The 11,535-nt window shown below is 54.8% G+C and carries 6 protein-coding genes; 4 read left to right on the top strand and 2 right to left on the bottom strand.

Going from position 1 to position 11,535, the window contains the following annotated elements; translation table 11 throughout:
* Positions 1 to 129 precede the first annotated feature (129 nt).
* Positions 130 to 2,817, top strand: a complete 2,688-nt coding sequence (locus PLU01S_RS05520) for a putative bifunctional diguanylate cyclase/phosphodiesterase (protein WP_074823132.1) — start codon at positions 130 to 132, stop codon at positions 2,815 to 2,817.
* Positions 2,818 to 2,873: 56 nt separating this feature from the next.
* Here the strand turns inward: PLU01S_RS05520 and PLU01S_RS05515 are convergent, their stop codons facing one another.
* Entirely contained in the window at positions 2,874 to 3,719 is an 846-nt protein-coding gene (locus PLU01S_RS05515) for a 23S rRNA (adenine(2030)-N(6))-methyltransferase RlmJ (RefSeq protein ID WP_010797046.1), read from the bottom strand.
* A gap of 154 nt (positions 3,720 to 3,873) precedes the next feature.
* On the opposite strand from PLU01S_RS05515, the gene PLU01S_RS05510 reads away from it, so the two are divergent.
* The 3 genes from PLU01S_RS05510 (at position 3,874) to selO (ending at position 10,542) form a co-directional block, all read left to right on the top strand.
* Positions 3,874 to 5,610 carry a potassium/proton antiporter gene (locus PLU01S_RS05510; protein WP_074823135.1) on the top strand — a complete coding sequence of 579 codons (1,737 nt, stop codon included), beginning with the start codon at positions 3,874 to 3,876 and terminating at the stop codon, positions 5,608 to 5,610.
* A gap of 93 nt (positions 5,611 to 5,703) precedes the next feature.
* Positions 5,704 to 9,027, top strand: coding sequence for a mechanosensitive channel MscK (gene mscK / locus PLU01S_RS05505; protein ID WP_074823138.1), 3,324 nt, complete (start codon positions 5,704 to 5,706; stop codon positions 9,025 to 9,027).
* Between the two features lie 54 nt (positions 9,028 to 9,081).
* Positions 9,082 to 10,542 carry a protein adenylyltransferase SelO gene (gene selO / locus PLU01S_RS05500; RefSeq protein ID WP_074823141.1) on the top strand — a complete coding sequence of 487 codons (1,461 nt, stop codon included), beginning with the start codon at positions 9,082 to 9,084 and terminating at the stop codon, positions 10,540 to 10,542.
* Here selO and PLU01S_RS05495 read toward each other — a convergent pair.
* Positions 10,526 to 11,431 carry a LysR family transcriptional regulator gene (locus PLU01S_RS05495; RefSeq protein ID WP_010797042.1) on the bottom strand — a complete coding sequence of 302 codons (906 nt, stop codon included), beginning with the start codon at positions 11,429 to 11,431 and terminating at the stop codon, positions 10,526 to 10,528. The two genes, selO and PLU01S_RS05495, sit on opposite strands and share 17 nt — an antisense overlap.
* Positions 11,432 to 11,535: the final 104 nt, after the last annotated feature.

Below are 11,535 nucleotides of genomic sequence, written 5' to 3'. Positions count from 1 at the left end.
GCGGAATCCAGAAGACAGTCACTGCAAATAAAACCGGATTGGCTTACTGTACGCCCTTTCGTTAAGTCGACTTGGCATAACCCATAAGTACGCGCCCCTTATCAAGGGCCGTTGGAAGCGAACCGCCGCATGAAGATTCATCCTGATGCTGCCAGTCTCTCAGTGGCCGAGGTTGCTACGCAGCCGCCTGTGCCCGCACAGCTGGGGATGTTGCGCTTCGAGCGGCTCAATGAGCCCAGCTGGGCGCTGCTGGATCTAGACCAGGCATGTGAAAAAAGTCTGGGGCTGCCTGCCTATGAGCTTTGCTCGCTTCTCGAGTCGCCTTACGCCAGCCTCATGGAGCCTGCGGCACGCTATCACCTGCACGATGCCATACAGCAGCAATTGCTCAAGCGCCGCCATTACGTCATTCGCTATACCCTGCACGCACCGGCAGGCGCGACGTCAATGGTTGAAATTGGCGAGGCAATCTCCCGCCATGGTCGTGAAATCCTGCACGGCTACCTGATTCCTGTGGAGCTGGCTTCAGAGGCCGAGCGACTGACTACTACGCTGATGGCGCAAAACAGGGATCTTAAAGCCTCGCTGGATCTTCTTGAGCAGTCCTGCGTACAGGAACAAGCTCGTGTTGATCGGGTAAGAGCACACCGCAATCTTTTGCTTGAATTGACACAACACGCCTACAGCTCCAGCGACCCGCTTCAGGAAGCGGCCCAACTGATCACTCGTGCAGCCAGTGAAACCTGTAGCGTGAAACGAGCCAGTGTGTGGCAGGTGGGCGAAAACCATTTACGCTCTGTCTACACTAATGGCGAATCTCCTAATACGTCGTCTGTCTCCTCGTGGTCATTGGATGATTTTCCAGCGTATGTGGAGGCGCTTCATAAGGCCCGATCAATCGATGCGCAGGATGCTCAACATGATCCTCGTACACGTGAATGGACCAAGCCGTATCTGCTCGCCCATGACATTCGCTCGCTTCTGGATATCTGCATACGTGTAGATGGCCGGGTATTAGGCATCCTTCGCCTTGAGCAAACCGGCCAGCCCAGAATCTGGCAGAATGATGAAATTGCGTTTGCCTGCGAACTGGCCGATCAGTACGCCAAAGTGCTTGATAGCCAGGAGCGCCGCAGTGCCACCCATGCCCTGCATCTGTTCCAACGGGCGGTTGAGCAGAGCGCCAATGCTTTTCTGCTGGTCAATCGCAAAGGAGAGATCGAATACATCAACCCCAGCTTTACAACCATTACCCAGTACACTGCCGAAGAAGTCTGCGGTCAGCCCATCAGTGAGCTACCGGCATTGACCAACTGGTCAGAACTCCTGCCTGACGCCTATGCAGCTCTGGAAAAACAGAACAGCTGGCAAGGCGAGCTTCGCTGCCAGCGCAAGGACCAGATCTCCTACTGGGGTCATCTTTCGCTCTCCAAAGTCTACTCAGATAACGGTGAGCTGACCCACTACATTGGTATCTTCGAGGACATCACGCAGGCAAAGCTGACCCAGCAAAACATGGAAAAGCTGGCCTATCGTGACAGCCTGACAGGGCTGGCCAACCGTCACTATTTCATCGATCGCCTGGAAAAGCGCCTGGCAGGACGGGAAGACATCCATAACTGCCTGATGCTGATCGATATCGATCATTTCAAGCGCATCAATGACAGCCTTGGCCATGAAGCCGGCGATAACCTGCTGGTCAGCCTGGCCAGGCGCCTGCAAAGCTCACTGGGGCAAAGTACGCTGATCGCGCGGATCGCCAGCAATGAGTTCGCCGTGCTGCTTGAGCAGATGGATGCCCAGGAAGGGTTGGATGTTGCGAGCGCACTGCTAAGCATGCTCGAAAAGCCCATTTATGTTGAAAGCCAGCCAACGCTGGTCAGTTGCTCGATTGGTCTGACCGTCACCCCTGATCACGGCAAGGACTCGCAGACACTCATGAAGCATGCCGGCCTGGCGTTGCACAAGGCCAAGGCTAGCGGCGGAAACCGGGTACAGGTCTATACACAATCGCTGGTGACCGAAGCCAGTCACAAGCTGTTCATGCAGAATAACCTTCGACGAGCCCTCGAGCTCAACGAGCTGGAAGTTCATTACCAGCCAAAGATCTGCCTCAAAAGTGCCCAACTGCTGGGGCTTGAAGCGCTGTTGCGCTGGAATCACCCCGAACGGGGCATGATACGACCCGATCAGTTCATCAGCGTGGCGGAAGAGACCGGCCTGATCATCCCGATTGGTAAATGGGTCATTCGGGAAGCCTGCAGGCAAATCAAGGCGCTGGATGCCGCTGGTCTGGGCCATTTGCAGATGGCGATCAACCTTTCTCCCAAGCAGTTCACTGATCAGGAGCTTGTCAGCTCAATCAGAAGCATTCTGATTGAAGAGCGCCTCCCTCCTCATCGCCTTGAACTTGAACTGACCGAAAGCCTGCTCCTGGATGCAACCGATGAGACACGCCAGCAGCTAGAGGAAATGAAGCAAATCGGGCTCAGCTTGGCCATGGACGATTTCGGCACAGGCTATTCTTCACTCAGCTACCTCAAGAAATTCCCGATCGATGTCATCAAGATCGACCGAAGCTTTATCAAGGATATTCCGGCCAATCAGGACGATATGGAGATCACGTCGGCCGTAGTGGCCATGGCCCATAACCTGCGACTCAAAGTTGTGGCTGAAGGTATCGAAACGACGCAACAGCTGAGCTTTCTACGTCGCCATCATTGCGACGTAGGCCAGGGTTATCTGTTTGACCGTCCCATTCCTGGTAACGAGCTGCTTGATAGCCTTCGTCGCTATCTGAACCTCAACAAGATCTAGTCGCGCCGCCTGTTGTAAGGCCTTGGAATCGAAGAAGGTAGCCAACCCCGGCTACATCAGGTGCTTTTTTCCTCGATCAGCCAGTCCAGCTTCCAGCCAGGCTGGCTTTGTCCCAATTGTTTGGCAAGCCAGGGCAAGACGCTTCTAAGCTCGTCCTCCAATCCCCACGGAGGATTGGAAATCACCATACCAGAGCCATTGAGTCCCACCGGATTGTCGGTGGGATGCACCCAAAGCTCGGCTCGCAAAAGTTTGGGCGCATTACTTTTTTGCAGATCCTGATAAAACCGCTTGAGCTGACGCTGGTCCTTGATAGGATACCAGATAGCGGTCACGATCTGCCGCATACGGGCAATGCTTTCCTTTAATGCCATTGAACACCGCTCAAACTCGTCCACCTTTTCAAAAGGCGGATCGATCAAGAGCACAGCGCGTTTCTCCTGCACGGGCAGCAGTGCTTTGGGTAACAGCCAGCCGTCCCGATGATGAACAGCGATCCGTCTTTCTTGCCCCATGTTTTCCTTGAGCAGCAGAGCATCTTCAGGATGCAGCTCATTCAAGTGCAAACGATCCTGGGGACGGGAAAAGCGCCGAGCGATTTCGGGTGACCCCGGGTAGAAGCGCAACGCCCCATCACTATTAAGAGCAGCGACAGCCTCCTTGTAAGCGACAAGCGGATCAGGGAGGTCTTTCGCCTCCCAGAGTCGGCCTATTCCACCTTGCCATTCACCGGTACGGCTAGCCTGATCTCCCAGCAGATCGTAAAGCCCTATGCCCGAATGTGTGTCCAGATAGGCGTAGGGTGTTTCCTTGCGCCCCAGCAACATCAATACGCGAGACAGTACAAAGTGCTTCAGCACATCGGCATGGTTTCCGGCATGGAAGGCGTGTCGGTAATTCATGATTCGCTCCTGTGAAGGCGCGCAGTGTACTGGAAGTCCCCTGTTCGTCGCATGGCTCAAAAGAATCTGGCATTAATTTTGACAGCTTGCCGAATCAACAGGTTAAATCAAGAATCCAGCGCATCGCGCCTACCCACTATGCAGGAGTTTCGATTTGGATGCCGTCACAATCAATAGCCTATTTTTGATTGGCGCGGTCCTGGTCGGTCTCTCCATTCTGGTCAGCTCGCTTTCCTCACGCCTGGGCATTCCCATTCTTGTGATTTTTCTTGCAGTCGGGATGCTGGCAGGCGTAGACGGCCCTGGTCATATCAATTTCAACAACTACCCCCTCGCCTACCTGGTAGGTAACCTTGCCCTGGCGATCATTCTGCTGGACGGTGGTATGCGTACACGCGTATCCAGTTTCCGGGTGGCGCTCTGGCCAGCATTGTCCCTGGCAACCGTGGGTGTAGTGATCACTGCCGGTTTAACGGGCGCCATGGCGGCGTGGCTTCTTGACCTGAGCCTGCTGCAAGGGCTGCTGATCGGCGCTATTGTCGGCTCAACCGATGCTGCCGCGGTGTTTTCACTACTGGGCGGACGCGGGCTCAATGAGCGTGTCACCGCAACCCTTGAAATCGAGTCAGGCAGCAATGATCCCATGGCGGTTTTTCTCACCGTCACGCTGATTGAGCTTCTGGCCAGCGGTCAAACGGGCTTCAGCTGGGGGCTCGTCTGGAACTTCGTTCGCGAATTTGCCATTGGCAGCCTGCTCGGACTGGGTGGCGGCTGGTTGCTGCTTCAACTTATCAACCGTATGCAGCTGGCAGATGGGCTCTATCCGCTACTGGCAGTCAGTGGTGGTCTATTCATTTTCGCCATTACCAACGCAGCCCATGGCAGTGGCATCCTGGCGGTGTATCTGGCGGGTCTGGTCATGGGCAATCGACCAATTCGGAGCCGCCACGGCATGTTACATATGCTGGATGGTATGGCCTGGCTGGCGCAAATCGGTATGTTCCTGGTGCTGGGACTTCTAGTAGAGCCGCACAACCTGCTTCCCATTGCCCTACCTGCCCTGGGTCTGGCTCTCTGGATGATCGTGATCGCACGTCCCCTTTCAGTCTTCGTGGGTCTGCTTCCCTTCAAGGCTTTCCATGGCCGCGAAAAGTTATTCATTTCATGGGTAGGTTTACGCGGAGCGGTACCCATCATTCTGGCTGTCTTCCCTATGATGGCAGGGCTGCCCCAGGCTCAACTGTTCTTTAACGTAGCCTTCTTTATCGTTCTGGTTTCGCTGCTGCTACAAGGTTCAAGCCTCCCACTCGCGGCAAAGTGGCTACGCGTCACTGTACCGCCCGAACCCGCCCCGTTCTCGCGCTCTGGCCTGCAGGTGCATCCCACCAGTGAGTGGGAGCTTTTCGTCTACCGCCTGGGCAAGGAGAAATGGTGTATTGGCGCGGCGCTTCGCGAGTTGAAAATGCCGCCTAATACACGTATCGCGGCGCTGTTTCGCGGGGAGCAACTCCTGCACCCTTCCGGCAGTACCAAGCTGGAGGCAGGCGATATCCTGTGTGTCATTGGTCATGAATATGATCTCCCCGCCCTGGGCAAGCTGTTCAGTCAGGCGCCGGAGCGAGGCCAACGCTTCTTCGGTGATTTCGTACTGGAAGCCAACGCAGAGCTTAAGGCGGTGGCCTCGCTCTATGGCCTTAACCTTGGCGAGCTGGATGGGGAGCAAACGTTGGGAAGCTTTATTACCCAGCGCATTGGTGGCGAGCCAGTCATTGGCGACCAGATCGAATGGAGCGGTCTGACCTGGACAGTCGCTTCGCTTGAAGGCAATCGTGTGAGAAAGATTGGGGTCAAGTTCCCAGAGGGCCGTTCAGGGCCTGCTCTTTTCCTCTGATTCGTGCGGTAGTCGGCTCGACCGACAAGAGCGGTTGCGTCAGCAAAGGCGGGGATTTAACCTCCTCGCCTTTCCTGCTGCCAAGATGTGATCATGCTTTCCTTGCGTATTCTGCTCAAGATCGTGTTGTTGGGCTTTTGTCTCAACTTTCCGCTCGCTTATTCACAAGAATCCAACCTGCCTGATGCCAAGCAGATTCAGCATAGCCTGGACACGTTGGCGGACCGGAAGCTTTCTGCCTCCGATCAGCAGACCGTTCAGGACATTCTGAAAAATACGCTGCAGCTACTGGACCAGAGGGATCAGCATGAGCAGGACCTAGCGGATGTAAAACGCAAGATCACACAAGCACCGCAGCTGATCAAGGATGCCCAAAAGGACCTGGCCAAGCTCCAGACCGAGCAGGACAAGCCCCCGGTTACCCAACGCTATGCCAACGCCAGTCCCCAGGAGTTGGAGAATCTTCAAAGCCAGCGCAACTCACAGCTCAACGACTGGCAGAACGCCCTGAATGATGCCAATACACTGGTCATCACATCGCAAACGCGTCCCGAGCGTGCCCAGGTCGAAATCAGCAATGCGCAAATGCGGGTACAGACCATTGCCGACATTCTCAAGAGTGGCAAGGAAAGCGGTAAGCCCATTACGCCTGAACGTCGCAATCAGCTATTAGCCGAACAGGCGGAACGCAACGCACTGATTCAACTGCGCAAGCAGGAACTTTCGGGCAACAGCACGCTGCAAGACCTTGGCACCATTCAACGTGAACTCTACACGGAGCGTGTAAAACTGATCGAGAAAGAAAGTCTCGATCTGCAAGCCCTCATCAGCAGCAAACGTCGCCAGCAGTCAGAGGAAACCTTTGCCGCCCTGTCTCGTGAATCGCAGAAGACAGCAGGTAGTAACGATGTCCTGACCAGCGAAACAAATCTTAACCTCAAGCTTTCCGACTACCTCTTGCGTGCGACGGATCGCCTGAATGAGCTCACTCGAAACAATCTTGAAATCAAGCAGCGACTTGATCAGCTCAAGCAGACCGGCGAGACCATGCAGCAGCAGATCAATGTCCTGAAAGGCAGCCTGCTGCTTTCCAAGCTGCTCTATCAACAGCGGGCTTCCCTGCCAACGGTTGAAGCAACCAAGGGGCTGACGGACGAGATTGCCGATATACGTCTATACCAGTTCGACTTGAACCAGCAGCGCACGCAAATCGCCAACCCTTGGGATTACCTGGACAAGGTCATGGCTCAGATGCCGCCCGAGCAGGTGACGCCTGAGCTTCGCAAGAAACTACTGGAACTGATCAGAACCCGAGCGGACCTGCAGGATCGCCTAAGTACCGAACTAAGTGCGTTGCTAAGTGAGTCAATTACACTTCAGCTGAACCAGCAGCAACTGTTAGCGACCAGCGAAAGTCTCCGCTCAACGCTTGATGAGCAGATGTTCTGGATTCCCAGCAATCGCCCGCTGGATTGGGGCTGGCTCAAGGATGCGCCCAAGTCGTTGGTCGAGCAGATTGCAAATGTGCCCTGGCGCGCCAGTGCAGGCGAGCTATCAGCCGGCCTGGCCGAACGCCCCTGGCTGTTTCTGCCTCTCATTCTTGCTATTGCAACGCTGCTGTGGAAGCGTCGGTATCTTTACGAAAAACTCAATGCCTTGAACAAGGATATTGGGCACTTCCAACGTGACAGCCAGCTACACACGCCGCTTGCGATCCTTCTGACCGTGCTGCTGACTCTTCCTGTCAGCCTGTCGCTAGGTTTGATCGGCGTTGCCCTTGAGGGCGACAAGCGGGGCGTGAACGCATCCATTGGCGCAGCGCTTATGGAGATGGCCGCCGGCTGGCTGGTGTTCTATACCGTTTACCGCCTACTGGAGGGTGGAGGTGTTGCAGAGACCCATTTCCGCTGGTCACGCGCGCAAGTAGATTCCATGCGCCGCCTGGTCAGGCGTCTAGGCCTTTTGGCCTTGGCATTAATGGCCGTAGCAGCCATTGCCCAACGTCAGCTGACAAGCCTGTCTGAAGACGTACTGGGTATTCTTATTGTTCTGATCTGCTATGCCAGCATGTCTTGGATGCTGGGTCGCTCCTTGCTTAACACGGCGGCTCGAGAACGTCTGCCCTTCTTCCGGCTGATGTTTGGACTAATCATTACCGCCATTCCGGCCGGACTGTTCCTGGCTGTTTGCCTAGGCTACTACTACACCTCACTGAAACTGACCGACCGGCTTATCGATACGCTGTATCTGCTGCTCTGCTGGGTCATTCTCGAAGCCGCCTTCTCGCGGGGCTTAAGCGTGGCCGCAAGGCGCCTCGCCTATCATCGCGCCCTGGCCAAGCGACAGAGCATGCAGGAGGCAGGTGAAACCGGTGAAGCCATAGAAGAGCCTGCGCTGGATATGGAGCAGGTCAATCAGCAGTCCTTACGTCTAATCCGCCTTGCCCTATGGTTAGGCTTCCTGGGAGTACTGTATTGGGTCTGGGTGGACGTGGTGGCAGTCTTCTCATACCTGGATAACGTCACGCTTTACCAGTACAGCAGCGGTACGGGTGAGTCGGCAACCATGATGCCGATTACCCTGCGAGACGTCATCAAAGCGGTCATCTTTGCAGGCCTCACCTTTGCACTGGCACGCAACCTGCCCGGCCTGCTTGAGGTTGTGGTACTTTCCCGCCTGAGCCTGGCTCAAGGGACCGCGTATGCAACCACGACGCTATTGTCCTATGTCATCATCAGCGTAGGTGTTATCAGTTCGCTCTCCACGCTGGGCGTTAGCTGGGACAAACTCCAGTGGCTGGCAGCGGCCCTCTCGGTTGGTTTGGGTTTTGGCCTTCAGGAGATATTCGGTAACTTCATTTCCGGCCTGATCATCCTGTTCGAACGCCCTGTTCGAATCGGCGACCTGATTACCATCGGTAATGTTACAGGCACAGTCAAACGCATTCAGATCCGGGCGACCCATATCACTGATGCTGACAACAAATCCGTCATTGTGCCTAACAAGACGTTCGTGACGAGTCAGCTCATCAACTGGACGCTGACAGACACCATGACGCGTATCACGCTGCTGGTTAATGTGGCCAACGGCTCCGATCTGGAAAAAGTACGCGAGCTGCTCTATAAGGCCGCCTACGACAATCCCAGGGTTTTGCATGATCCAGAACCAATGGTCCTGCTACAGGCGTTTGGTGAGAACACACTGAACCATGAGTTACGCGTTCACGTGCGGGAGCTGGGCGATCGCGGCTTTGCTACTGATGAAATCAACCGCAGCATCGAGCGACTGTTCAGGGAGAACAATATAGAGATCGCCTTTCGCCAGCTGGAAGTGTCTGTAAAGAATAGGGAAGGATCTGAGCGCACCTTGAGCAAGGATGAAGTGCCTTCTCCGACCTACTCTGGACAGAAGGAATGATCAGGGCACGTTTTACGCTGTCTAGATAAATACATTTGCAGTCCGGAGAGTGCCGTGAAAACCCTTGAAGCGCTTGAGTTCGATAACCGCTTTGCCCGTCTGGGCGATGATTTTTCGACGGCCATCCAACCCAAGCCTATTGAAAATCCAAAGTTGGTGGTCGTCTCGGAGGCCGCCATGGCACTGCTGGATCTGGATGTTGCCGAGGCGCAACGACCGGAATTCACGGACATCTTTTCCGGGCACAAGCTCTGGGATACAGCCGACTCACGCGCAATGGTTTATTCGGGGCATCAGTTCGGCTCCTATAATCCTCGCCTGGGTGATGGCCGCGGCCTTTTGCTTGGCGAGGTCATAAACGACAAGGGAGAGCACTGGGATCTTCACCTCAAGGGTGCCGGCATGACACCCTACTCAAGAATGGGAGACGGACGTGCAGTCTTACGCTCGTCCATTCGAGAGTTTCTGGCCTCAGAAGCACTTTATGCACTGGGTATCCCTTCAAGCCGCGCGCTGTGTGTGACCGGCTCCACTACAGAGGTCATACGCGAACGAGTCGAAACCGGCGCCATGCTGCTACGGCTTGCCCAAAGCCATATACGCTTCGGGCATTTCGAATACTTCTACTATACGCAGCGCAATGATTTGTTGGAAAAGCTTGGCCAGCATGTGCTTGAGGCGCACTACCCACAATGCCTGGAGCAACCTGATCCTTATGCGGCTTTTTTCCGTGAAGTCGTCGAGCGCAACGCCGAGCTGATCGCCTACTGGCAGGCTTACGGCTTTTGCCACGGCGTGATGAACACAGACAACATGTCTATTCTCGGCATTACATTCGATTTCGGCCCTTATGCCTTCCTGGATGACTTTGACGCGCATTTTATCTGTAACCACTCTGACTACAGTGGCCGATACTCCTACAGCAATCAGGTCCCCATTGCGCACTGGAACCTGGCGGCACTGGCGCAGGCGTTGACGCCGAGGGTGCCTGTCGAAACGCTGAAAGGAATACTCGAATTATTTTTGCCGCTTTATGAGGCGCATTACCAGGCATTGATGCGACGTCGACTCGGCCTTATGACAGAGCAAGCGGCGGATAAGGAGCTGATCGAGCGGCTGCTCAGCCTGATGCAAGGCAGTGCCGTTGACTACTCACTCTTCTTCCGACGTCTGGGCGATGAGGTTCCGGAGCAGGCGATTGCGGCTCTTCGAAACGACTTTGTTGATTTGCCTGGATTTGATGAGTGGAGTCGCCAATACCTGAACCGCACCGAGCAGGAAGGCGGCGATCAACCGGCACGCCAGGAGCGCATGCACGCAGTCAATCCACTCTATGTACTGCGTAACTATCTGGCCCAACAGGCGATCGAGCAGGCTGAGGCGGGTAATTATGAAGAAGTTCGCCAGCTTCATAAGGTTCTGACCCGGCCCTTTGAAGAGCAACCGGGCAACGACCGATTCGCTCAACGCCCACCGGATTGGGGTAAACACCTGGAAATCAGCTGCTCTTCATAATACCGGCGCCTTGCGTCAACAACTCAATGAACGCACGTGCAAGTGATGAGCGCTCGTCACGACGATGAATAAGCCACAATGCGGAGGTGGCGCCCTCGTCCACCAGGGTTCTGTAGACAACACCTTCGATATGCATTCGCCGGTAGGTTGCTGGCAAAACCGAAACACCCAATCCGGCCGCCACCAGTCCAATAATGATCGTAGTTTCTCGAGCTTCCTGAACGATTCGTGGGCTGAATCCAGCTTGTTGAGACAAGCTGATCAATTGGTCATATAGACCTGTACCGTAGGTACGAGGAAAGTAAACAAAGGGTTCCTCGGCCAACTGTTTGATAGCAATGCTTTCGTGGGTTTGTAGGGCCAAGGGATGGTCCGCCCGCATCACAGCGACGAGGGGCTCTCGAAACAGCTCTATCGAGACCAGCGCATCCGACATGGTAATAGGCCGGATCAGTCCTACCTGAAGCTTGCGATCCATCAGCGCCTCGGTCTGCTCTCGGCTGCTCATTTCCTGCAAAGCCAGATGTACCGCCGGAAAACGCTGGCGAAAATTGAAAATAGAGCGTGGAACGGTAGCTATAAAGGGCGCGGAAACCGTAAAACCCACTTGCAACTCACCTAACTCTCCGCGTTGCGCTCGCCGTGCAATGTCGGTGGCCTTATCTACCTGCGCCAACACCTGCCGAGCCTCATCCAGAAAGAGCCGGCCAGCCTCAGTCAATGCAACACGGCGATTCGTGCGCTCAAACAGGCGTGCCCCCAGCTCCTCTTCCAAAGCTTGTATCTGCTGACTCAGTGGTGGCTGTGAAATACCCAGGAGTTCAGCCGCTCGACCAAAATGCAACTCATCTGCGACGGCTACAAAGTACCGTAAATGTCTTAATTCCATAGCGCCTCGATTGATATTTAATACATATCAAATCGGTCGAATAATATATTGGAAAGAATAAACATCAGCTCTTATTCTTTCAGTAACCAATAATAAATTTCAGA

The sequence above is a fragment of the Pseudomonas luteola NBRC 103146 genome, from assembly GCF_002091675.1.
Classification (GTDB): domain Bacteria; phylum Pseudomonadota; class Gammaproteobacteria; order Pseudomonadales; family Pseudomonadaceae; genus Chryseomonas; species Chryseomonas luteola.
The sequence above is the reverse complement of the archived record's forward strand: the minus strand, read 5'-3'. Positions and strand labels throughout refer to the sequence as shown.